The organism is Blastococcus deserti (assembly GCF_042682525.1).
Classification (GTDB): domain Bacteria; phylum Actinomycetota; class Actinomycetes; order Mycobacteriales; family Geodermatophilaceae; genus Blastococcus_B; species Blastococcus_B deserti.
Window position 1 is genome coordinate 81,347 of sequence record NZ_JBHUHP010000014.1, and the last position, 22,916, is coordinate 104,262.

The 22,916-nt window shown below is 72.6% G+C and carries 20 protein-coding genes; 8 read left to right on the forward strand and 12 right to left on the reverse strand.

Features of this window, described 5'->3' with window-relative positions; genetic code table 11:
- Positions 1-16 precede the first annotated feature (16 nt).
- The 4 genes from ACFSHS_RS14140 to folP form a co-directional block, all read right to left on the reverse strand.
- Complete coding sequence (locus ACFSHS_RS14140) at positions 17-1,615, reverse strand: 4-coumarate--CoA ligase family protein (RefSeq protein ID WP_376877149.1); 1,599 nt, start codon at positions 1,613-1,615, stop codon at positions 17-19.
- 113 nt (positions 1,616-1,728) lie between these two features.
- The gene (locus ACFSHS_RS14145) at positions 1,729-2,154 is read right to left on the reverse strand and encodes a PaaI family thioesterase (RefSeq protein WP_376877152.1); all 426 of its coding nucleotides are present in this window, start codon (positions 2,152-2,154) and stop codon (positions 1,729-1,731) included.
- A gap of 104 nt (positions 2,155-2,258) precedes the next feature.
- Positions 2,259-2,645 carry a VOC family protein gene (locus ACFSHS_RS14150; protein WP_376877155.1) on the reverse strand — a complete coding sequence of 129 codons (387 nt, stop codon included), beginning with the start codon at positions 2,643-2,645 and terminating at the stop codon, positions 2,259-2,261.
- 127 nt (positions 2,646-2,772) lie between these two features.
- A complete protein-coding gene (gene folP, locus ACFSHS_RS14155; RefSeq protein ID WP_376877158.1) occupies positions 2,773-3,633 on the reverse strand; it encodes a dihydropteroate synthase in 861 nt (286 codons plus the stop codon).
- A gap of 67 nt (positions 3,634-3,700) precedes the next feature.
- Between folP and ACFSHS_RS14160 the strand changes: the two genes are divergently transcribed.
- Positions 3,701-4,162, forward strand: coding sequence for a MaoC family dehydratase (locus tag ACFSHS_RS14160; protein WP_376877161.1), 462 nt, complete (start codon positions 3,701-3,703; stop codon positions 4,160-4,162).
- Positions 4,163-4,253: 91 nt separating this feature from the next.
- On the opposite strand, the gene ACFSHS_RS14165 is transcribed toward ACFSHS_RS14160, so the two are convergent.
- The 4 genes from ACFSHS_RS14165 to ACFSHS_RS14180 form a co-directional block, all read right to left on the reverse strand.
- Positions 4,254-5,510, reverse strand: a complete 1,257-nt coding sequence (locus ACFSHS_RS14165) for a serine hydrolase domain-containing protein (RefSeq protein ID WP_376877163.1) — start codon at positions 5,508-5,510, stop codon at positions 4,254-4,256.
- Positions 5,511-5,745: 235 nt separating this feature from the next.
- Positions 5,746-6,030 carry an HU family DNA-binding protein gene (locus tag ACFSHS_RS14170; RefSeq protein ID WP_091223132.1) on the reverse strand — a complete coding sequence of 95 codons (285 nt, stop codon included), beginning with the start codon at positions 6,028-6,030 and terminating at the stop codon, positions 5,746-5,748.
- Positions 6,031-6,328: 298 nt separating this feature from the next.
- The gene (locus tag ACFSHS_RS14175; protein ID WP_376877167.1) at positions 6,329-6,502 is read right to left on the reverse strand and encodes a DUF1059 domain-containing protein; all 174 of its coding nucleotides are present in this window, start codon (positions 6,500-6,502) and stop codon (positions 6,329-6,331) included.
- Between the two features lie 115 nt (positions 6,503-6,617).
- Entirely contained in the window at positions 6,618-7,715 is a 1,098-nt protein-coding gene (locus ACFSHS_RS14180) for an EAL domain-containing protein (protein ID WP_376877170.1), read from the reverse strand.
- Between the two features lie 173 nt (positions 7,716-7,888).
- On the opposite strand from ACFSHS_RS14180, the gene ACFSHS_RS14185 reads away from it, so the two are divergent.
- A complete protein-coding gene (locus tag ACFSHS_RS14185; RefSeq protein ID WP_376877173.1) occupies positions 7,889-10,624 on the forward strand; it encodes a SpoIIE family protein phosphatase in 2,736 nt (911 codons plus the stop codon).
- 13 nt (positions 10,625-10,637) lie between these two features.
- Here ACFSHS_RS14185 and ACFSHS_RS14190 read toward each other — a convergent pair whose 3' ends face one another.
- The 3 genes from ACFSHS_RS14190 to ACFSHS_RS14200 form a co-directional block, all read right to left on the reverse strand.
- Positions 10,638-11,333 (reverse strand): trimeric intracellular cation channel family protein, encoded by a 696-nt coding sequence (locus tag ACFSHS_RS14190; protein WP_376877176.1) that lies wholly within the window; start codon positions 11,331-11,333, stop codon positions 10,638-10,640.
- A 124-nt stretch (positions 11,334-11,457) separates the two neighbouring features.
- A complete protein-coding gene (locus ACFSHS_RS14195; RefSeq protein WP_376877179.1) occupies positions 11,458-13,509 on the reverse strand; it encodes an acyl-CoA dehydrogenase family protein in 2,052 nt (683 codons plus the stop codon).
- Positions 13,506-14,252: a TetR family transcriptional regulator gene (locus ACFSHS_RS14200; protein WP_376877182.1), complete on the reverse strand. Its 747-nt coding sequence runs from the start codon at positions 14,250-14,252 to the stop codon at positions 13,506-13,508. Before ACFSHS_RS14200 ends, ACFSHS_RS14195 begins: the two co-directional genes overlap by 4 nt.
- 64 nt (positions 14,253-14,316) lie before the next feature.
- On the opposite strand from ACFSHS_RS14200, the gene ACFSHS_RS14205 reads away from it, so the two are divergent.
- The 3 genes from ACFSHS_RS14205 to ACFSHS_RS14215 all read left to right on the forward strand — a co-directional run bounded on the left by ACFSHS_RS14205 (position 14,317) and on the right by ACFSHS_RS14215 (position 17,938).
- Positions 14,317-15,612, forward strand: coding sequence for an acetyl-CoA C-acetyltransferase (locus tag ACFSHS_RS14205; RefSeq protein WP_376877185.1), 1,296 nt, complete (start codon positions 14,317-14,319; stop codon positions 15,610-15,612).
- A gap of 89 nt (positions 15,613-15,701) precedes the next feature.
- Positions 15,702-17,069: a 3-oxoacyl-ACP reductase gene (locus ACFSHS_RS14210; RefSeq protein ID WP_376877188.1), complete on the forward strand. Its 1,368-nt coding sequence runs from the start codon at positions 15,702-15,704 to the stop codon at positions 17,067-17,069.
- The gene (locus ACFSHS_RS14215; RefSeq protein ID WP_376877191.1) at positions 17,069-17,938 is read left to right on the forward strand and encodes a MaoC family dehydratase; all 870 of its coding nucleotides are present in this window, start codon (positions 17,069-17,071) and stop codon (positions 17,936-17,938) included. The genes ACFSHS_RS14210 and ACFSHS_RS14215 overlap by 1 nt, the downstream gene beginning before the upstream one ends.
- Before the next feature lie 59 nt (positions 17,939-17,997).
- Here ACFSHS_RS14215 and ACFSHS_RS14220 read toward each other — a convergent pair whose 3' ends face one another.
- Positions 17,998-19,185: a hydroxymethylglutaryl-CoA reductase gene (locus ACFSHS_RS14220; RefSeq protein ID WP_376877194.1), complete on the reverse strand. Its 1,188-nt coding sequence runs from the start codon at positions 19,183-19,185 to the stop codon at positions 17,998-18,000.
- A gap of 187 nt (positions 19,186-19,372) precedes the next feature.
- On the opposite strand from ACFSHS_RS14220, the gene ACFSHS_RS14225 reads away from it, so the two are divergent.
- The 3 genes from ACFSHS_RS14225 (at position 19,373) to ACFSHS_RS14235 (ending at position 22,882) form a co-directional block, all read left to right on the forward strand.
- Entirely contained in the window at positions 19,373-20,908 is a 1,536-nt protein-coding gene (locus ACFSHS_RS14225; protein ID WP_376877197.1) for an ABC transporter substrate-binding protein, read from the forward strand.
- 8 nt (positions 20,909-20,916) lie between these two features.
- Complete coding sequence (locus ACFSHS_RS14230) at positions 20,917-21,846, forward strand: ABC transporter permease (RefSeq protein ID WP_376877459.1); 930 nt, start codon at positions 20,917-20,919, stop codon at positions 21,844-21,846.
- Positions 21,847-21,946: 100 nt separating this feature from the next.
- A complete protein-coding gene (locus tag ACFSHS_RS14235; protein ID WP_376877200.1) occupies positions 21,947-22,882 on the forward strand; it encodes an ABC transporter permease in 936 nt (311 codons plus the stop codon).
- The last annotated feature ends 34 nt before the right edge of the window (positions 22,883-22,916 follow it).

A 22,916-nucleotide genomic window follows, 5' to 3' on the forward strand; every position in this document is an offset into this window, starting at 1 on the left:
ATCGCGGCCCCAGGGCTCAGGCGCGGGCCTTGAGGTCCTTGCGCAGGATCTTCCCGGCGGCCGACTTCGGCACCGTGTCGATGAACTCGACGAACCGGATCTTCTTGTGCGGGGCGACCTTCTCCGCCATGTAGGCCATGACCGCCTCCTCGGAGAGCGCCGAGCCCGGCGCGCGGACGACGAACGCCTTCGGCAGTTCCTCGCCGCTCTCCTTGTCCGGCACCCCGATGACGGCGGCGTCGGCGATCTCCGGGTGGCCGAGCAGCACGGCCTCGAGCTCGGCCGGGGCCACCTGGTAGCCCTTGTACTTGATCAGCTCCTTGACCCGGTCGACGACGGTGTAGCAGCCGTTCTCGTCGACGATCGCCACGTCGCCGGTGTGCAGCCAGCCGTCCTCGTCGACGGTCTCGCGCGTGGCCTTCTCGTTGTTGAGGTAGCCCTTCATGACCTGCGGGCCGCGGATCCACAGCTCGCCCCGCTCGCCCGGGGCGGCGTCCTCGCCGGTGCCCGGGTCGACCAGCCGGCACTCGGTGTTGGGGATCGCGAAGCCGACCGAGCCCTTGGGGACCTGGCCGCTGAAGCCCGGCGGCTCGGCGCCCGGGTCCGGGGTGGTGTGCGACACCGGCGACAGCTCGGTCATGCCGTAGCCCTGGGCCACGGTGACGCCGGTGCCGGCGCCCCTGCGCAGCCGGTCCTGGGCGGCCAGCGCCAGCTGCTCGTCCAGCGGCGCGGCGCCCGACAGGATCGAGGTCAGCGACGACAGGTCGTACTGGTCGACCATCGGGTGCTTGGCCAGGGCCAGCAGGATCGGCGGGGCGACGAACGCGCGCGTGATCTTGTGGTCCTGGATGGTGCGCAGGAAGTCCTCGAGGTCGAACCGGGGCAGGGTGACCACCGCGCCGCCCCAGGCCAGGCCCTGGTTCATCAGCACGGTGAGGCCGTAGATGTGGAAGAACGGCAGGACGGCGATGATCCGCTCGTCCTCGCCGAGCTTGATCAGCGGCCGGCACTGTGACACGTTCGCCACCAGGTTGCGGTGGGTGAGCATGACGCCCTTGGGCAGGCCGGTGGTGCCGCTGGAGTACGGCAGGGTGACCAGGTCGGTGGCCGGGTCGATGTCGGCCTGCACCGAGGGCGCGTCGGCCCCCAGGAGGTCGAACAGGTTGGCGTGGCCCTCCATGCCGTCGAGGACGATGACCTCGTCGACCGGGGACTTCTCGACCGCCGCTCCCGCCCGGTCCATGAACAGCGAGATGGTGACGAGGATCTTCGCGCCGGAGTCCTTGAGCTGGAACGCGATCTCGTCGGGCGTGTAGAGCGAGTTGATCGGGCTCATCACACAGCCGGCCGCGGCGATGCCGTGGAAGACCACGGGGAACCACGGCGTGTTCGGGCAGAACACCGCGACGACGTCGCCCTTGCGCAAACCGCGGGCGTGCAGGTTCGCGGCGACGCGGTCGACGTAGGCCGCGAGCTGGCCGTGCGTGATGACGTCGCCCTTGAGGCCGTCGATGAGCGCCGGCGCATCGGGGCGCTCCTTGCCGGCGGCCAGGACGAAGTCCGGCACCGACACGTTCGGGATCTCGACATCGGGATACGGGCTGGCCAGGGCCACGGGTGCTCCTCCTCAGTGCTGGTGTGGCGCCAGTCTCACACCTGGCGTGTCGGCCACCACAAGGGGGTTACCGGTGAGTTCGCTCGTTCGGTAGCAGGGCCTGGCCCTGTGGGCTAGCGGGGCCAGAGCACCGACTGCGTGCAGCGGAACAGCGCGATGGTCTTCCCGGTTGCGGCGTTCGTGACCACGGCGTCCCAGACCTGGGTGGTGCGCCCGGCGTGGACGTTGGTGGCCGCGGTCGTGATCCGTCCCTCCCGCGCGGTGCCGAGGAAGTTCGACTTCAGTTCCACGGTGGTGAACCCGGTCGACCCCTCGGGCAGCAGCGCCCGGGTGGCCAGGCCGCAGGCGGTGTCGGCGAGGCCGATCACCGTGGCCGCGTGCAGGTAGCCGTTGGGCGCCAGGAGCTCGGGGCGCACGTCGAGGGCGGCATCGAGCCGGCCCGGCTCGTGCGCGGTGACCACCAGGCCCAGCAGTCCGGGCAGCGTGCCCGGCAGGAGGGCGTTGAGCTCGTCGGCGGTGTGGAACCCGGTGGCGGCCATGCCGCGACGCTAGCGAGCGGGTGGTCGCCGTCCGCACCGTGTGGCCGCCGTCCGCACGCTGCAGCGTGAGGACGGCGGCCCCGACGTGCGGGCGGCGCCCGGGCTCAGCTCGGCCGGGCGGTCTCCCAGAGGCCGACGACGTTGCCCTCGGGGTCGGTGAAGTAGGCGGCGAAGCCCATCTCGCCGACCGGGGTCTTCCCGACGACGGTGGAACCCCCGAGACCGGCGATCCGCTCCAGCGCGCCGTCGATGCTTTCCACGTCGACGACCACGACCGGTCCGCCGGTCGCGCTCATCTCCCGCGAGAGCATGCCGCCGTTGATGAAGCCGGGCTCCGTCGGGCCGGCGTCCCCGCTCGGGCCCGTCGTCACCAGCGTGTAGCTCATCTCCGGCATCTCCATGAGCTGCCAGCCGAAGACGTCCTTGTAGAAGCTCCGGGCACGGTCCCCGTCGTCGAACGGGATCTCGAAGTGCACGACCCGACCACTCACGTCCCACCTCCGGACTCGACCTGGCTCCGACGGCGCGCAGGCTAGACCCGGCCCCGGTGCCCGGCCAGGTCTGCGCTTCCGGTACAGAAAGCGGACGGGGGACACCGGAGCTTTCTGTACAGATAGCTCAAGCGAGGCCGCGGACGGTGCGGACCGGTGGGCGGTCGCCGCTGATGGAGGCGACCATGTCGAGCGTCTGGCGGGTGGCGGCGACGTCGTGCGCGCGGAACACCCGTGCCCCCAGCCAGGCGCTGACCGCGGTGGCGGCCAGGGTGCCGGTGAGCCGCTCCTCCAGGGGGACGTCGAGGGTCTCCCCGACGAAGTCCTTGTTCGACAGCGCCACGAGCACCGGCCAGCCCGTCGCCACCAGCTCACCGAGCCGGCGGGTGGCCTCCAGCGAGTGCCGGGTGTTCTTGCCGAAGTCGTGCCCGGGGTCCACCAGCACCCGATCCCGGTCCACCCCGGCCCGCACGGCGGCCTCCGCGAGCGCCGTCGTCCGGGCCACGATGTCGGCGACCACGTCGGCGTAGGCCACCCGGTGGGGGCGGGTCCGCGGGGGCAGGCCGCCGGCGTGCGTGCAGACGATCCCGGCGCCCGCCTCGGCCGCCACGCCGGCGAGCCCGGGGTCCACCCCGCCCCACGCGTCGTTGACGACGTCCGCCCCGGCGGCCAGGGCCTCCTTCGCCACCTCCGCCCGCCAGGTGTCGATCGAGATCGGCAGTCGCGGGTGGGTGGCGCGGATGGCAGCCACCAGGTCGACCGTCCGGCGGATCTCCTCGACGGCGTCGACGTCCTCGCCCGGAGCCGCTTTCACGCCCCCGACGTCGACCATGTCCGCGCCCTCGGCCACCACCCGGTCCACCCGCTCGACCGCCGCGGCCAGCTCGTAGGTGGCGCCCCGGTCGTAGAAGGAGTCAGGGGTGCGGTTGACGATCGCCATGACGACGAGGCCGCCGTCCGGCACGTCGAGGGCCCCCAGGCGCAGCAACCCGTCCTCCGTCCCTCCGGCCCGTGTGGTGGAGTCAAGGGAACCAGATCGAGCGGAGGGAACTTCCATGGCGCAGACGACGGTCGAGGGCATCGAGGGCGTGCAGGGCCTGGTCGGCCGGCACCTGGGCCACAGCGACTGGGTGACGATCACCCAGGAGCAGGTGAACCAGTTCGCCGAGGCGACCGGTGACCACCAGTGGATCCACGTCGATCCCGAGCGCGCGAAGAAGGAGAGCCCGTTCGGCGGCCCGATCGCGCACGGCTACCTGACCCTGTCGCTGATCCCGTCGCTCGTGCCGCAGATCGTGGAGATCACCGGCTTCCGGATGGGGGTCAACTACGGCACCGAGAAGGTGCGCTTCCCGTCCCCGGTGCCCGTGGGCGCGCGGGTGCGGGCCGGCGCCACCCTGGAGTCGGCCACCCCGTTCGAGGGCGGGATCACCATGAACCTCGGCGTGACGATGGAGGTCGAGGGCAGCACCAAGCCCGCGATGGTCGCCACGGTGGTCTACCGCCGCTACCTCTAGGGACCCTCCGCGCCGAGAGTCCTCAGCGGCCGGCCCTCGTGCAGGGTCCCGCCGCGAGCGTGCGAGCGGTGGGGGGCACGAGGGTCCTCTTTCAGTCGACGAGGGCCTGGTTGACCAGCGCGCGCAGGTAGTTGCGGATCGGCAGGGTGCTCGAGGGCAGCAGCTGCGTGTAGAAGCTGACGGTAATGTCCTCGACCGGGTCGACGTAGAAAGCCGTCGAGGCCGCGCCGCCCCAGGTGTAGTCGCCCACGTTCGCGAGGACCCCGTACTTCGCCGGGTCGATGACCATCGAGAAGCCGAAGCCGAAGCCCACCCCCCGCAGCGGCGTCTCGGCGAACACCGGGCGGCCGAACGTGTCGATGTCGGCGTTGCCCGGCAGGTGGTTGCGGGTCATGTACGCGATCGTGCGCGGCCCCAGCAGCCGCCCGCCGTCGTAGGAACCGCCGCGGCGCAGCAGCTCGACGAAGCGCAGGTAGTCCGCGGCGGTCGAGACCAGGCCCCCGCCACCCGAGAGGAACGCCGGCTTGGAGTGCGCGGCCGCGCCCATGGCGTCCATCGGCGCGAAGGCGGTCGGGGCGCCGCCCGGCCGGCCCGGGACGGCTGCGTACAGGCGGGCCAGCGACTCGACGTCCTCGCCCTCACGCAGGCCGAAGGAGGTGCTCCGCATGCCGAGCGGGGCGAAGATCCGCTGCTCGAAGAACTCGTCGAGGGGCTGGCCGGACACCACCTCGATCAGGCGGCCGAGCACGTCGGTGGAGACGCCGTAGTTCCACTCGCTGCCGGGCTGGAACAACAGCGGCACGGAGGCCCACTGGCGGCACACCTCCGCCGTGTCGGCACCCGGCGGGCTGCCCCACTCGTGGCCCATCGCGCGGTACATGGCGTCGACCGGGTGCTGGTGGTGGAAGCCGTACGTGAGCCCGGACGTGTGCGTGAGCAGGTGCTTGACGCGGATCGGCTCGGTCGCCGGGACGGTCACCGGCCGTTGGGACGACCCGGCGACGTAGACCCGCGGCTCGGCGAACTCGGGCAGCCACTTCGCGATCGGATCGCCCAGCTCGAAGGCGCCCTCCTCGTACAGCATCATCGCCGCGACCGAGGTGACCGGCTTGGTCATGGAGTAGATCCGCCAGCGGGTGTCCTCCTCCACCGGCAGGCCGTTCTCGACGTCCCGGAAGCCCTGCCGGCCGACGTGCACCAGCTTGCCGTGCCGGGCGACGGTGACCAGGAAGCCGGGCAACTGCCCGTCGTCCACCCAGCGGGCCAACCGCCGGTCGATCCGGCCCAGCCGCGCCGGGTCGAAGCCGACCTCCGCGGGGTCGGTGCTGACGGTCAGATCGCTGCCCACGCGGGCCCCCTATGTCCGTTGATCACGCCCGGAAACGCCGTCCGCCGTCGGGCGGCGCCTGCACCCGCATCCTGACCCACGCAGTGGTGGGCCGGACCACAGGGTCGGCTGCCGCCCGACGGCCATGTAGCGCCCCCTGCAGGGACCCGCCGCGAGGGGAAGGACCCCGTCCCCCTCATCCCTCACAGGCTCGGGACGAGCCTCGGGACGGGGCCGGGGGCAAGGGGGTCCTTGCTCAGACCGGGACGTTGCTCGCGGCCTTCTTCAGGTTCGAGCCGGCGGTGACCTTCACCGTGTTGGCGGCCGGGATGTCGATCGACTCACCGGTCTGCGGGTTCCGGCCGGTCCGGGCCGAGCGCTGCGTGCGCTCGACGGTCAGCAGGCCGGAGACGGCGACCTTCTCGCCGCGGGTGATCGCGTCGACGAGCTCGTCCTGCAGCCCGGCCAGGACCGAGTCGACGGTCGAGGTCGGGACGTCGGCGCGCTTGGCGATGGCGGAGACCAGTTCGGCCTTGTTCATGAGGTTCCTCTCGTGTGTGCGGTGGCAGGTGCCAGGGCTCGGCACGCGGCCGGCTCCATCCCCTGGTGGGGGCCTCCCGGCATCCGCGCAGGCGGCGCGGACGGCTCGGGCACATCCGGCATCCTGGGAAGCCGGACCCCGGGCACCGTGCCATGTCGGTTCAGGGTCTTGCCACCCAGGGGTCCCCGGAACGCCCGCAGGCGAACCGTCAACCCCACCAGTACCACCCGCGGAACGGCGGCGACCGGGCTGCGGACAGCCCAGGCGCCGACCGCACCGCGGGCGGCGGCCGGCCGCGTCAGGCGGGGACGATGCGGTCCCGGACGGCCTGGACCAGCTCCGGGGTGATGTCGGTGACGCCGTGGTCGGCGGCGGCGTGGCCGGCGACCTGGCTGAAGATGCCGTCCTCGTCGGCGGCCGAGAACCGGGCGCCGCAGCCGGGGATGACGTCCCCGCAGGCGAAGGTCTTCATCGGTGCGCTCCTTGTGGTGGTGGTGGTGGTGGTGGTGGTGGTGGTGGTGGTGGTGGTGGTCGTGAGGGCGGGTGGTGCGTCCGGCCGCGCGTGGCGGCCGGGGTCCGTGGCCGGGTCAGCGGGTCGTCCGCGCCGCGGTCGCGAGGTCCTCGATCCGCAGCAGTCCGACCACGTGGCCGGTCGGGTCGGTGCAGAGCACCGGGTCGAAGCGGACGGCGGGTGGCCGGGTCAGCGCGCGCTGGAGGGCGTCGGTCACGCCGGTGGACGGCTGCACCCGCAGGGAGACCGGCGCGGTGTAGACCTCCGCCGTCCGCGGGTCGCTCAGCAGCAGACCGGTCGGCTCGCCCAGCGGCCCGACCAGCACGGCCGGCGGGACGCCGGGCGTCGTCTCCCCCACGCCGCACCGGCGGACCGGGCGGACCAGGCTCGCCACGCTCTCGGTGAGCCGCGCGCGGGCCACCTGGCCGCGGACGAGCGCCGTGGTCCCGGCCGACAGCGGCGCGAAGGCGGGGGAGGGGCGGCCGAGCAGCCAGCCCTGGGCCAGGGGGACCCCCAGCCGGGTGAACGCGGCCAGTTCGGCGGCGGTCTCGATCCCCTCGGCGAGCAGCCAGGCGTCGATCCGGCCGGCGAACTCCCCGAGCATCTCGGCCAGCGCCGCCCGGACCGGGTCGGTGTCGGCGTCGCTCACCAGCGCCCGGTCGAGCTTCACGACCTGGGGCCGCAGCGCGGCGAGCTGCTGCAGCCCGGAGTAGCCGCTGCCGGCGTCGTCCAGCGCGATGAGAGCGCCCCGCCGGCGCAGCACCTCGGTCTGTCGGCGCAGCGCGGCCAGGTCGTCCACCGGGGTGTGCTCGGTCAGCTCGACGACGACGCGGTGGAGATCGGGGCGGGTGGCCAGCGCGTCCTGGACCGGCGCAGAACCGAGCAGGTGCGGGCTGACGTTGACGGTGAGGAAGGTGTCCGGCGGCAGCAGGGGGACGGCGGCCAGCGCCTTGTGGACGGCCAGGGCCTCCAGCTCCGCGGCGACACCGGCCTCGGCCGCAGCGGCGAACCAGACGTCGGGCCCCGCGGTCCCGGGGAACCGGGCCAGCGCCTCGTAGCCGGCGACCGTGGCGCCGGCGAGGTCGACGATCGGCTGGAAGACCAGCGTGAGATCATGGGGATCGGCGAGCAGCGGACGGCAGTCCGGGAGACGCGCCGTACGCGTGCCGAGCATGGGACCCCATCGGCTCCCGGGGCCCCCGTCTTGACCAGGTGAGAGGGCCGTCACCCCGTCGGGGGAGACGGGCCACCGTCTCCGGATGACGGGCCCGGGGGGAGCACCGTGTCAGCATTACCCTCGACGAGCGCCCGCCCGGTTGCGCCGACGGAGAATGCGGAGGGGGTCGTGTGACCGTCCCGCAGGCAACCGGCGCCCCGGAGGACGACCCGCTCCGCGACCCCCACCGCATCGCGGCCGCGCGCCGCCTGTTCGTGGAGGTCTCGGGTCCCGCGGCGTTCGACCGGCTCTCGGCACTGGCCGCCCGCCTGCTCGGGGCCGGCCACGCGAAGGTCACGCTGTTCACCGACCAGGACACCGTGGTGGGTGGCTACGGGCTGCCGCCCGGCGTGGTGGGTGGCCCGGCACTCCTGACCGGGGCGCTCTCGGCGATCACCGTGCGGCAGGCCAGACCGCTGAAGGTGGCGTCGGCGCGCGACGACCCGCGGGTCGCCCAACTGCCGGCGGTCACCTCCGGGCAGGTCCAGTCCTACCTCGGGGCTCCACTGGTCGCCGATTCGGGACACGTCGTCGGAGTGCTGGCGGTCTACGACCCCGAGCCACGGGCGTGGTCGGACGACGAGGCCAAGCTGCTGGACCAGCTCGGTGCCTCCGTGGTCGCCGAGCTCGAGCTCGCGGCGGCGCGGACGGCCATCGGGACGTCGCTGGCACGGCTCGACGTCGCACTGGAGGCGAGCTCGGTCGGCATCTGGGAGGTCGACCTCGTCCGCGAGGTCATCGACTGGGACGAGCGCTGCGCGGCGATCTTCGGGCTGGAGGGCTCGGTCACCGTCCCGATGGACCGGCTGTTCGGCGAGCACGTGCACCCCGACGACCGTGCGCCGGCCGCGGCGGCCATGGAGGCCGCGATCGAGGCCCGGGCCCAGTACACCGTCGAGCTGCGCATCCTGCGGGCCGACGGCGAGGTTCGCTGGACGGTGTCCCGCGGCCGCGTGCTGGTGGGCGCGGACGGCGAGCCCGTACGCATCCTGGGCACGGTCCTCGACGTCACCGACGCCCGCGCGGAGGCCGAGTCGCGGCTGTCGGCGGTGCAGCGCGCCGCGGCGATCGCGGAGGTCGCCGCCCAGGTCGCGCACGCCACGCGGATCGAGGAGCTCGCCGACATCACACTCCGGGGCGCCGAGGTCCTCGGGGCGGACTCCGGCGGCGTCGCGGTCTTCGACCCGGCCGACGGGCAGCTGCGGGTCTACCTCGGCCGCAAGCTCAAGATCGTGGTCGAGGAGGAGACGCACGAGGAGGTGCCGGTCGAGGGCGTGGTCGTCGAGCTGGACGACTCCCTCCCCACCCAGTACACCGCCCGCACCGGCGAGCGGGTCCTCCTCGCGAGTGCGGGCGAGGCCGCCGCCCGCTTCCCCCGGATGGCGGAGATCACCGAGCGGCTCGGCGTGCACGCCCTCGCGTCCCTCCCGCTGCGGGTGGAGGGCCGGGTACTGGGCAGCTTCGTCGCAGTCTGGAGCACCGAGCACTCGTTCAGCGACGAGGACGTCGAGCTGCTGGACGGGCTCACCGCCCAGATCGCGCTGAGCGTCTCCCGGCTGCGCGCCGACGCCGAGCGCGCCGCCGCCGTGACGGCGATGGTCGAGGCCAACCGGCACCTCCAGCTGCTGGCCGACGCCGGCCGGATGCTGGCCGGCGCGCAGACCATCCGGCAGCAGCTGGACCGGCTCGCCTCGCTGGTCGTGCCCCCGCTCGGTGACTGGTGCTGGATCGTCTCGACCGACGACCAGGGGCGGCTGCACGAGATGGCCTCGGCTCATCGTGATCCGAAGCGTCGACAGCAGGTGGAGGACTACGTCCGGCAGATGGTCGTCTCGGTGACCGACGACGGCGCGCCCCGGGTGGTCTTCCGCACCGGGAAGCCCCTCGTCATCCCCCGGCTGGAGCCGGCTCGCATCGTGCAGTCACTCGCCGACGAGACCGCGAGGGAAGCACTGGCGGCGCTCGCCCCGGCATCCGTGCTGGCCGTGCCCCTCGCCGCCCGTGGTCAGACACTCGGCGTCCTCTGCCTGCTGAACGGGGCCGACCGGGGGCCGCACACCCCCGGGGAGATCGAGACGGCGCTGGAGATCGGCCGGCGAGCGGGCTCGGCGCTGGACCAGGCCCGGCTCTTCAAGCAGCAGCGCGAGCTGGCCCACGCCCTGCAGCGGAGCATGCTCACCGACCCGCCGCGCATCCCCGGCTGCTCCATCGTGGTCCGGTACGTGCCCGCCGCGGAGGGCGCCGAGATCGGTGGCGACTGGTACGACGCCTTCGTGCAGCGTGGGGGCGACACCGTGCTGGCGATCGGCGACGTGGTCGGCCACGACACCCGGGCGGCAGCGGCCATGGGGCAGGTCCGGGGCCTCCTGCGCGGGATCAGCTACGCCAGCGGAGGCACCCCGGCCGAGGTGCTCACCGAGGTGGACCGGGCCGTCGACGGCCTGGCCCTGGACACGATGGCCACCGCGCTGGTCGCGCGGCTCGAGCGCGTTCCCGACGACGGGGTGCTGCTGCGCTGGTCCAACGCCGGCCACCCTCCGGCGCTGCTCATGGACGCCGACGGGCAGGTCACGGTGCTCGACGGCAAGCCCGCGGACCTGCTGCTCGGGGTGTCGCCCGAGACGGTCCGCGAGGACCACGTCCAGCTGCTGCCCCGCGGCGCGACGCTGCTGCTCTACACCGACGGCCTGGTCGAGCGCCGCGACCGCGACATCGACGTCGGTACCGGAGAACTGGTCGCGGTGCTGCGGGAGTGCGTCGGCCTGTCCCTGGACGAGCTGTGCGACCGGCTGCTCGAGCGGTTGTTCCTGCCCGACGCCGAGGACGACGTCGCCGTGCTCGCCGTCCGCTGGCAGCCGGCGGACTGACCGACCTCCCCGGTCAGCCGAGCTGGTCCCGCCGGCGACGGCGCCCGAGCCGGTCGCGGGCGCGCTCGGGCAGGTCGACGGCGACCGGCGCCTCCCATCCCCGCCACACCGACAGGACGCGGAGCGCGGCGACCAGCACGATGACCGACGCGGCCACCGGCAGCGGGTCCAGGCCCAGCGGGCCCGCCAGCACCGCCAGCACCGACGCCCCAATCATGGCCGCGACGGCGTTGTACGGCCCGGGTTGCACGATGTCGGCCCGCTGGGCGAGCAGCACGTCCCGGATCACCGCACCGCCGACCGCCGTCGCCGTCCCGATGAACACCACCGAGGCGCTGGGGAGGCCGGCGAGCTGCGCCTTCTGCGCGCCGATGACGGTGAAGAAGCCGAGCGTCACGGCGTCCAGGACGACCAGCAGCCCGGTCAGCCGGGACAACCAGCCGGAGAAGAAGAACGTGACCGCGGCGGTGATGGAGACCGTGGGCAGGTAGGCCGGGTTGGTCATGGCCACCGGCGGGACGTCGCCGAGCAGCACGTCGCGGATGAGTCCACCGCCGAGTCCGCCGCTGACGGCCAGCAGCAGGACCCCGGAGACGGCGAAGCCCTCGCGGGCGGCGAGCAGTCCGCCGGTCAGGGCGCCGATGACGATGGCGGCGAGGTCGACCGCGGCCGGAACCCGCAGCCCCTCGGCCGCGGCCAGGATCTCCACGGGCGCTGATTCTCCCGGGGCTGTCCGGGAGTCCGTCCGGAGGGTACGTGCCGCAGGATCTGCCTCTGCCCACCGTCGTGGGCAGAGGCAGACTGCGGACGAGGGCGTAACGCCGGCGCGGCGCTCACTGAGCGGGGGCGACCTCCAGGGCGGTCGCGGTGCCCTCGGGGGTGCCCTGGCCGGCAGCGGCCCTGAGCTCGGCGTCGCGGGAGGCCATGGCCTCCTGGCGGTCGGCCTCCTCCTCGAGGATCCGCGTGGCCTTCCAGTCGGCCGGGATGCCGAAGGCCTCGACCAGCGTGACCATGTGCGGCCGCAGGTCCTTGAGCAGGTGGTTCACCGTGCTGGTCAGCAGCTTGGCGCGGGCCGCGGTCAGCCGGCCGTGCTCGAGGAACCACGCCTTGTCGGCCTCGATGGTCGACAGCGCGTACAGGTGGCAGAGGGTGTCGAGCAACTGCCGGGCGGCGGGGTCGGTCGTCCGGTCCACGCCCGCGACGAACGCCTCGAGCACGATCCGGTCGATGTGCGTCTGCGCCGTCTTGAGCACGTGGTCCTGGACGTCGTTGAACATGTCGAACGGCGCCATCCCGTCCGTGGTCGCGTTCTTCCGCAGCCGCCGGATCGCGCCCTCCAACGCGTGCTTCTCGCGGAACTCGAACATCTTCAGCTGCCACCCGCGGTCCAGCAGCGGCACGTCGTCGTCCCGGCCGGGGACGGCGTCGACGAGCCGCTGGATCAGCGCGCGTGCCGCCGTCCGCTCGAGCACCGTCTCGCGGACCATGTCGGCGATGAAGCCGATCCGGCCCCACCCGTCCAGGGAGCCGAAGGTGTCGCGGTAGCCGGTCAGCAGGCCCTTCGCCACCAGCTGGAGCAGGACGGTGTTGTCGCCCTCGAACGTGGTGAAGACGTCGGTGTCGGCCTTGAGGTGCGGCAGCCGGTTCTCCTGCAGGTAGCCCGCACCTCCGCAGGCCTCGCGGCACATCTGGATGGTCCGGGTGGCGTGCCAGGTCTGGGCGACCTTCAGCCCGGCGGCCCGCGACTCGAGTTCCCGCTGCGCCCGCTCGTCGATCTCCTGGCCGTGTACGTGGACCGCGGTCTGGACGTCGTGCATGGTCTCGACCAGCTCGCCCTGCGCGAAGTGCAGGGCGTAGGTCCTGGCCAGCGCCGGGAGGAGTTTGCGCTGGTGCACCAGGTAGTCGTTGATGACGATCTCGCGGTCCTCGCCCGGGGCGGCGAACTGCCGGCGCACGTCGCCGTAGCGGACGGCGATGTCGAGCGCGAGCTTGGTGGCCGAGCCGGCCGAGCCGCCGACGCTGACCCGGCCGCGCACGAGCGTGCCGAGCATGGTGAAGAAGCGCCGGGTCTCGTTCTCGATGGAGGAGGTGTACGTGCCGTCCTCGGCGACCTGGCCGTAGCGGTCGAGCAGCATGTCGCGCGGAACCTGGACGTGGTCGAAGGACAGCCGGCCGTTGTCGACCCCGTTGAGGCCGGCCTTCGGGCCGTCGTCCCCGATCGTGACGCCGGGCATCGGGTCGCCGTTCTCGTCCCGGATCGGCACCAGCCAGGCGTGCACCCCGTGGTTGACGCCCCGGGTGATCAGCTGGGCGAAGACGACCGCCATCCGGCCGTCCTTGGCCGCGTTGCCGATGTAGTCCTTGCGGGCGGCCTCGTGCGGGGTGTGCAGGTCGAAGCACTGCGTGTCGGGGTCGTAGGTGCACGTCGTCCGCAGCTGCTGCACGTCGGAGCCGTGGCCGGTCTCGGTCATGGCGAAGCAGCCGGGCAGGTCGAAGCACACGAGGTCGCGCAGGTACGCGTCGTGCTGGCGCTTGCTCCCGAGCAGCTGCAGGGCGCCACCGAACAGGCCCCACTGCACCCCGGCCTTGACCATGAGCGACAGGTCGACGTAGGCGAGCATCTCGATGGAGGTCACCGAGCCGCCGGCGTCGTCCTCGCCGCCGTACTCCTTCGGGAAACCGGAGCCGACCCGGCCGGACTCGGCCAGCTTCTTCGCCGCGCGCGTCACCCGGTCGCGGGCCGACTGCACCGACTCGCCGTAGACGGGCAGGAAGTCGGGGTCGTGGAGGTTCTCGCGGGCGTCGCGGCGCACGTGCGCCCAGCGGCCGTCGAGGACGTCCCGGAGGGCCTTCGGGTCGACCGAGGCGGGCTGGCTGGTGGTCACGGTTCCTCCTTGCGCGGGGATGCCGGGGTCACGACGCCGGACAGGCCGGCCCAGGCGAGGTCGGTCAGGTGGGCAGCAAGATCACGGCGGATCATGGGGCGGTCGGCCTGCAGCCACCAGTCGGCGGCCGCGCGCACCAGCCCGACCAGGCCGTGCCCCCAGGGCTGGGCGGCGGCCGGATCGCGTCCGGCCTGGTCCAGGGCGACGGCGACCAGGGCCGCGGCCTGCTCGCCGACGAGGTCGGACAGGTTCGTGATGGGGTCGGCGTCGACCGGGCGGTCGAGCACCTGCTGGTGGACGACGAACCGGTACAGCTCGGGGTCGGCCTCCAGGAAGGCCAGGTAGGTCTCGATCGCCGCGGCCACCATCTGCCGCGGCTCGGTGCCGCTCTCCATGGCCGCGCGCAGCTCGGTCAGCAGACGGTCGGCCACCCGCGCGCAGACGGCGACGTAGAGCTCGCTGCGGTCGGCGAAGTGCCGGTAGACGACGGTCTTGCTCGTGCCGGCCTCGGCGGCGATCTCGTCCATGCCGACCCCGGCGCCGTGCTTGCCGATCGCGGCGAGCGTCGCGTCGACCAGCTGACGGCGGCGGGTGGCGCGGTGCTCGTCCCAGCGGGAGTCGCGCCGGTCGCGGGCGCGCCGGCCCGTCGGCTCACCCGGGCCGGCGTCCCGCCTCGGGTCGCGCTGGTCGCGGGCATGCGCGATCTTGTCGAGCGACGAGCGTGTCACCGCCTCGGGTTTCATGACACCGACGGTACCTGATACTGTTGGTACCGAGCAAAGCGAACCCACCCCTACGGAGGGCTCCATGGCCACCACCCGCACTCCCGCCACGCGCAGGGCCGCCATCGTCGGCGGGAACCGGATCCCGTTCGCGCGCAGCAACTCCGCCTACGCCCAGGCGTCCAACCAGGACATGCTCACCGCGACTCTCGACGGGCTGGTCGCCCGCTTCGGCCTGCAGGGCCAGCAGCTGGGCGAGGTCGTCGCCGGCGCCGTCCTGAAGCACTCCCGCGACTTCAACCTCACGCGCGAGTCCGTCCTCGGCTCCCGGCTGTCGGCCACCACGCCGGCCTACGACGTCCAGCAGGCGTGCGGCACCGGCCTGGAGGCCGCGATCCTGGTGGCGAACAAGATCGCCCTCGGGCAGATCGAGTCGGGCATCGCGGGCGGCGTCGACACGACGTCCGACGCCCCGCTCGCCGTCGGCGACGACCTGCGCCGGGTGCTCATCTCGCTGAACAACGCACGAACGGTGCAGGACCGGCTCAAGGCGCTGGCGCGGATCCGCCCGGGGCAGCTGGTCCCCGAGATCCCGCGCAACGCCGAGCCGCGCACCGGCCTGGCGATGGGCGACCACGCCGCCATCACCGCCCAGGAGTGGGAGATCGGCCGCGAGGAGCAGGACGAGCTCGCCGTCCGCTCGCACCGGAACATGGCCGCCGCCTACGACCGCGGCTTCTTCGACGACCTGGTGACGCCGTACCTGGGCCTGACCCGGGACAACAACCTGCGGCCGGACTCGTCGATGGAGAAGCTCGCCACGCTCGAGCCGGTCTTCGGCAAGGGGGAGGGCGCCACGATGACGGCGGGCAACTCGACCCCGCTGACCGACGGCGCCTCGGCGGTGCTGCTGGCCTCCGACGAGTGGGCCGCCGAGCGGGGTCTGCCCGTGCTGGCCCACGTGGTCGACGCGCAGACCGCGGCCGTCGACTACGTGCACGGCGGCGAGGGGCTGCTCATGGCGCCGGTCTACGCGATGCCGGTGATGCTGGCCCGCAACGGGCTCACCCTGCAGGACTTCGACTTCTACGAGATCCACGAGGCGTTCGCCTCGACGGTGCTCGCGACGCTGAAGGCCTGGGAGGACCCGGCGTTCTGCAAGGAGAAGCTGGGCCTGGACGCGCCGCTCGGCTCGATCGACCGGTCGAAGCTGAACGTCAACGGCTCCTCGCTGGCCGCCGGCCACCCGTTCGCCGCGACCGGCGGCCGGATCGTCGCCCAGCTGGCCAAGATGCTGCACGAGGCGGGGCCCGGGAAGCGCGGGCTCATCTCCATCTGCGCAGCCGGCGGCCAGGGCGTCGTCGCCATCCTCGAGTCCTGACCCCACCCCCAACTTCCGGTACAGAAAGCTGCGGTTCCCCGCCCAGCTTTCTGTACCGGAAGCTGGAATTCGGAAGGAAGAGACCTCCAGTGAGCGACTGGTACCGCGACTTCGCGAACTCCGGCTTCGGCACGACCCTGACCAAGCAGCTCGGGCTGCCGCGTCCGGCGGTGCTGCGCCGCTACGAGCCCGGTTCCCCGCTGCTGCCCGGGCCCGCTGTCATCGGCACCGCGGGAAAGGGGCGGCTGCGGGAGGCGCTGACCACGATCCTCCGGGACGCCGGCGTGACGGTGCAGTCGCCGGCCACCGCCGATGGCGGCACGGACGGCGAGAAGCTCGCCGCGGTGATCCTCGACGCGACCGGGCTCGCCGGGCCCGCCGACCTGGCCGCCGCCCACGACTTCCTCGCGCCGGCGATCAAGCGGCTGCGCGGGTCGGGCCGCGTCCTCGTCGTCGGCGAGCCCCCGGCCGAGGCGACCTCGGTGCCCCAGGCCGCCGCCCGGCAGGCGCTGGACGGACTGGTCCGCTCGATCGGCAAGGAGCTGCTGGACGGCTCGACGGCGAACCTGGTGCACGTGCCCGAGGGCGCCGAGGGCTCGCTGGCCTCGCCGGTGAGGTTCTTCCTCTCCGGCCGGTCGGCCTACGTCGACGGGCAGCCGGTCACCCTCAGCGCCGCCGACGTGCCCTCGACGCAGGACGACGACAGGCCGCTGGCGGGCAAGGTCGCCGTCGTCACCGGCGCCGCCCGTGGCATCGGGGCCGCCATCGCCGAGGTGATGGCGCGGGACGGCGCCCACGTGGTGGCCGTCGACATCCCGGCGGCGGGGGACAGCCTGGCGAAGGTGGCCAACGACATCGGGGGGACGGCGCTGCAGCTCGACATCACCGCCGCCCACGCCGCGAGGCGGCTGATCGAGCACCTGCGCGAGCGGCACTCCGCGGGCGGGAACCGTTGCGTCGACATCGTCGTGCACAACGCGGGCATCACCCGCGACAAGTTGCTGGTCAACATGGACGCCACCCGCTGGAACTCGGTGATGGCGGTGAACCTGCAGGCGCAGCTGGACATCACCCAGGCCCTGCTGGACAGCGACGCCCTGCGGCCCGGTGCCCGCGTGGTCTGCGTCAGCTCGCAGTCGGGGATCGCCGGCAACCGGGGACAGACCAACTACGCGGCGTCGAAGGCGGGCGTCATCGGCATGGTGCGCGCCTGGGCTCCCGAGTTCGCCGAGCGCGGCGCCACCATCAACGCCGTCGCGCCCGGCTTCATCGTCACGGAGATGACGGCGAGGATGCCGTTGGGCACCCGCGAGATCGGGTCCCGGATCAACTCGCTGCAGCAGGGCGGCCTGCCGGTCGACGTCGCCGAGACCATCGCCTGGCTGTCGCAGCCGGGGAGCGCCGGCGTCAACGGCCAGGTCGTGCGGGTCTGCGGCCAGTCGATGCTGGGGGCCTGATGGCGACTCCCTCGTCGAAGGTCACGGTCCTCGAATCGCCGCCCAACCTGGCGGTCCTGTTCGCCAAGGCGGCCGTCACCGGCCGCGGCCGGGGCGGCGCCCTGCCCGACACCCACCTCGCCCGGGCGGGGGTCCGCGTCGACGCCGGCAACCTCGCCGAGTACGCCCGGGTCTGCCGGCTGCCGCTGTCCGACGTCCTGCCGGCCACCTATCCGCACCTGCTCACCTTCCCGCTGCAGATGGCGCTGATGAGCGACCGCGCCTTCCCGTTCGGGATGGCCGGGCTGGTGCACGCGCGCAACCGCGTCGACGTGCTGCGCCCGGTCCGCGCCGACGAGCCGCTCGACCTCGAGGTCTGGGCCGAGCGCCTCGCCCGGCATCGCAGCGGCGCGACCGCCGACCTCTGCGCGTCGGTCACCGTCGGAGGCGAGGAGGTGTGGCGGAGCCGCTCCACCTACCTGTCCCGGGGAGCGACGGCGCCCGATGGCGCACCGGCCGCCGACGTGGACGTCGCGGTCGGTGACCTCGAGCGGCCGGCCGCGACCTGGCGGGTCCCCGACGACGCCGGACGCCGCTACGCGAGGGTCTCCGGCGACGTGAACCCGATCCACCTGAGCGGGCTCACGGCGAAGGCCTTCGGGTTCAAGCGGGCCATCGCGCACGGCATGTGGGTGAAGGCGCGCGTGCTGGCGGCGCTGGTCAACCGGCTGCCCGACGCGTTCACCGCGGACGTCGGCTTCCGGAAGCCGCTGTTCCTGCCGTCGACGGTCACCCTCTCGACGGCCCGGGTCGGCGGTGGCTGGGACGTCGCCGTCCGCAACGCGACGGCCGGCACCGAGCACGTCGTGGGCACCATCCGTCCGCTTTGACCCGCTTTCTGTACCGGAAGCGGAGCGGCACCGCTCAGCTTTCGGTACAGAAAGCGGAGTCAGCGGTTACGGCCGAGGGCGTCGTGGCTGGTCACCCAGTCGCCGGCGAGGATCGCCGAGGTGAGCGAGATGTCGCCCGCCAGGACCACGCCGGCGCAGATCTCGGCGAACATGTAGACCTTGCCCTTGCCGTAGCAGCCCAGCATCTCCAGGCACTCGCGCTGGGTCGGCAGTCCCGTGCCGCCGCCGTAGGTCGCCACGATCAGCGAGGTCAGGGTCGTCGACCAGTAGTAGTCGCCGTTGTCGAGCAGCTGGGTGTACGTGACGCCGGAGTGCGACTCGCTGACGTTGGCGACGTCCTGGCCAGTGGCGATGAACATCGCGGTCAGCCCGTTCGCGGCGTGCGCGCCGTTGTAGGCCGCCCCCGACATGAAGGCCCCGGCCATGCCGATCTGCCGGTACTCGAACAGCTGCCGCGTGCCCACCCCGGTCAGCCGCCGCAGCACCTCGTCCGGGATCGTCACCTCGGCGACGACGCGCTTCCCGCGGGTCATGAGCATGTTGATCTGCGAGTGCTTCTTGTCGGTGTCGATGGCGCCCGACAGCACGTACCTCGGGTGGTCGGGGTGGTTCTCGCGGATCCACTCGCAGGCGGCCAGCGTCGCCTTGCCGGTCATGTTCTGGCCCGCCGCGTCGCCGGTCGTGTAGTTGACGCGCAGATAGCGCAGCGGGCCGATCTGGTGCTGGCCGATGTAGGTGAGCTTGCCCGACCGCGTCGTCGACTCCGCCGCGGCGCGGATGCCGTCGAGGTGCTCGTCCACCCAGCGGCCGAACTCCCGGGCCTGGAGGGCGTCGTCGAACATGAACGCCGGCGCGCGCTGCATGTGGTCGTCGACGACGGTCGTCCGCACCCCGCCGCACTCGCCGATCAGCCGCATGCCGCGGTTGTAGCTGGCGACCAGCGTGCCCTCGGTGGTCGCCAGCGGGATGAAGAAGTCGCCCCGGGCGTGCTCGCCGCGGACGGAGAGCGGTCCGGCCAGGCCGATCGGCACCTGGGCGACCCCGGTGAAGTTCTCGACGTTGCCGGGCAGGACGGCGGGATCGAAGGAGTACTTCGAGACGTGGTCGAGGCCGGCGCCGGTGTGCTCGGCCACGAACGACTGCCGCTTGTGGGCCATCTCGTCGGTGTAGTCGTGCTCCGGGTCGCGGGGGACGCGCACGCGGTGCGCGGGGTGGACGTCGGTCATGCGGCACCTCTTCCGGATGACGATCCGATCGCCCCTCAATTGTGAGCTGGAGCACAGCCGGGCGCAGTCAGGTCGGGACGTCTCGAACGGGCAACGATCCCGGTGAGAGCCGATTTCGGGTAGCCGATCCCCCGAGCGCGGGCCAAGGTCGGACGGCAGGACGTCTCCCCAGCCCCAGGAGGTCAGCGTGCGCGCCATCCGACCCCTCGCCCTCGCCGCAGCCGGCGCCCTGGCCCTGACCGCGTGCGGCGGTGGCGGGGAGAGCGTGGACACGGGCGGCGGCGGCGGTGGGGACGGCGGCGGTGACAACGTCCTCGTCGCGGCGGTCAGCGCCCAGCCGGACCAGTTCGACCCGCACGTGACCAACGCCTATCCGAGCTTCCAGGTGCTGGAGAACGTCTACGACACCCTCGTCGTCCCCAACGCCGAGGACCTGACGATGGAGCCGAGCCTGGCGGAGTCGTGGGAGACGAGCGAGGACGGGCTGACCTGGACGTTCACCCTCCGGGAGGGCGTCACGTTCCACGACGGCAGCGAGTTCGACTCCGCCGACGTCGTCTACTCCTACAACCGGATCATCGACGAGGAGCTGGCCAACTCCTACCGGTTCGCGAACGTGGCGTCGGTGGAGGGCCCCGACCCGCAGACCGTCGTCATCACCGTGACCCAGCCGACGCCCAACCTGCTCGCGCTGATCGGCGCGTTCAAGGGCATGGCGATCCTCCCCGAGGGCGCCGCCGAGGACCTCGACCTGACCACCGAGGCCAACGGCACCGGACCGTTCCAGCTGGAGAGCTCCGACGCGAGCAGCACCGTGCTCACCGCGTACGAGGACTACTGGGGTGGTGCGCCGAGCATCGACGGCGTCGAGTTCCGCTACATCACCGAGCCGGCGGCGGCCCTGACCTCGCTGCGCAACGGTGAAATCCAGTGGACCGACAACGTGCCGCCGCAGCAGGTCCAGGCGCTGGGCGAGGACCAGGACGTCGAGCTGGCCAGCACCCCGAGCGTCGACTACTGGTACATGTCGATGAACTACGACCGCCCGCCGTTCGACAACCCGCAGGTCCGGCGGGCGATCGCCACCGCCGTGGACCGGGCCGAGGTCACCGAGGCGGCCCGGTTCGAGGCGGCCCGGCCCAACCAGACCGCGATCCCCGAGGACTCGTTCTACTACTACGACTACGCGCCGTTCGAGCCCGACGAGGACGCCGCCCGCCAGCTGCTGCAGGAGTCGGGCGTGTCGACGCCGATCACCATGGGCCTGATGGTCACCGACGAGTTCCCCGAGTCGGTCACCGCGGCGCAGGTCATCGCCAGCCAGCTGGAACCGATCGGCGTCAACGTCGAGGTCGAGGTGCTCGACTTCGCCACCTGGCTGGACCGCCAGGACCAGGGTGACTTCGACGCCTTCATGCTCAGCTGGCTGGGCAACATCGACCCGGCCGACTTCTACGAGCAGCAGCACATCAGCAACGGGTCGAGCAACTACCAGGGCTACAGCAACCCGCAGGTCGACCAGCTGCTCACCCAGGCCGCCACCGAGACCGACGAGGACGCCCGGAAGGAGCTGTACGACCAGGCCGCGAAGATCATCGTCGACGACGTCAGCTACCTCTACCTCTACAACCCCGACGTCGTGCAGGCCTGGACGCCGGGGCTGGAGGGCTACCGGATCCGGGCGGACCGGGCGATCAACTTCGAGGAAGTGCAGCTGCCCTGAGCGGCTACCTGCTCCGGCGGGCCGGCCAGTCCCTCGTGGTGCTGGTGGGCGTCAGCGTGCTGGTCTTCTCCCTGATCCACCTGGTCGAGGGCGATCCGGTCCGCCGGGCGCTGGGCACCCGCTACTCGCAGGAGGCCTACGACGCGTTGCGGGCCCGCAACGGGCTGGACCTGCCGCTGGTCGAGCAGTACTTCACCTGGGCCGGCCGCGCGCTGACCGGGGACCTGGGGGTCAGCTTCCGCAGCGGTGAGCCGGTGACCCGCCTGATCGCCGAGCGGTTGCCGGCCACGCTGACGCTGGCGTTCGCGGCGATCCTGCTCGCCCTGCTGATCGCCGTCCCGCTGGGCACGATCTCGGCCCTGCGGCCGCGGTCGGTCGTCGACCGGTTCGCCACCGTCATCAGCCAGTTCGGCATCTCGGTGCCGGACTTCTGGCTCGCGATCGTGCTGATCCTGGTGTTCGCCGGCACGCTGGGCTGGCTGCCGTCGGGTGGCTACGTGCCCCTCAGCGACGACCCGCTCGGCTGGCTGCAGCGGCTGATCCTGCCCACGATCGCCACCGGCGTGGTGTCGGGCTCGGTGATCACCCGGTTCGTGCGGTCGAGCGTCCTCGAAGCCCTGGGCTCCGACCACGTCCGGACGGCGCAGGCGAAGGGGCTGCCCCCGCGGCAGGTGTTCACCTGGCACGTGCTCCGCAACGCGATGCTGCCGCTGGTCACCGTGACCGGGGTCCAGCTGGCCTACCTGCTCTCCGGTGTCGTCGTCGTGGAGATCGTCTTCTCCTGGCCGGGGCTGGGCCAGCTGGCGCTGCAGGCGGTCGAGGCCCGTGACTACCCGGTCCTCCAGGGGGCGGTCCTGCTGTTCGCCCTGGTCTTCCTGGTCATCAACCTGGCCGTCGACCTGCTCTACACCCGGATCGACCCGAGGATCAGGCGATGACCCTGCAGCCGAGTCCTGCTGCGATGACCTTGCAGCCGAGTCCTGCTGCGATGACCTTGCAGCCGAGTCCTGCTGTGACGACAGTCAGCCGAGTCCTGCTGTGACCGCGCTGCCCACGCCCGGGGCGACCCCGGCCGCGCCGCCTCCCGGCGCGCCCGTCTCGTTCAAACCGGCGCGCCCGCGCTGGCGCGAGACCCTGGGTCTGCTCGCCCGCAATCCGACGGCCGCGACCGCCGCCCTGGTGCTGCTCGCGATCATCGTCGTCGCGGTCTTCGACGAGGCGTTCGCGCCGCAGGCGGCCAACGCCCAGGACATCGCCAACCGGCTGCAGCCGCCCAGCGCTGACCATCCCTTCGGCACCGACGACCTGGGGCGCGACATCCTCAGCCGGGTCGTCCTCGGCGCCTCGGTCTCGCTGACGGTCGGCTTCCTGTCCGTCGGCCTCGCGCTGGTGGGCGGCACGCTGATCGGGCTGCTCGCCGGCTTCTACGGCCGCTGGGTGGACGACGTCCTGATGCGGATCATGGACATGCTGTTCGCGTTCCCGGCGGTGCTGCTGGCCATCGCGATCGTGGCCATCCGCGACCCGGGCACGTTCAACACGATCCTCGCGATCGCTATCGTCTACGTGCCGATCTTCGCGCGGGTGACCCGGGCCAGCGTGCTCGGCGTCCGCGAGGAGGTCTACGTCCGGGCCTCCCGGTCGGTGGGCGCCTCGGACCTCCGGCTGCTCACCCGGCACGTGCTGCCCAACGCCGCGCCGCCGATCATCGTCCAGACCTCGATCAGCCTGGCGTTCGCCGTGCTCGCGGAGGCCGCGCTGTCCTTCCTCGGCCTGGGCACTCAGCCGCCGAACCCGTCGTGGGGGCTGATGCTCGCCGAGGGCCGCGGCTACATCGACCTGGCCTGGTGGCTGGCGTTCTTCCCCGGCATCGCCATCGTCATCACGGTGCTGTGCTTCAACCTGCTCGGCGACGGGCTGCGCGACGTGCTGGACCCGCGGCAGCGCACCCTGATGGCGGGGGGTGGACGGTGAGCGGAGCGCTCCGCGAGAGGGAACTGGTGCAGTC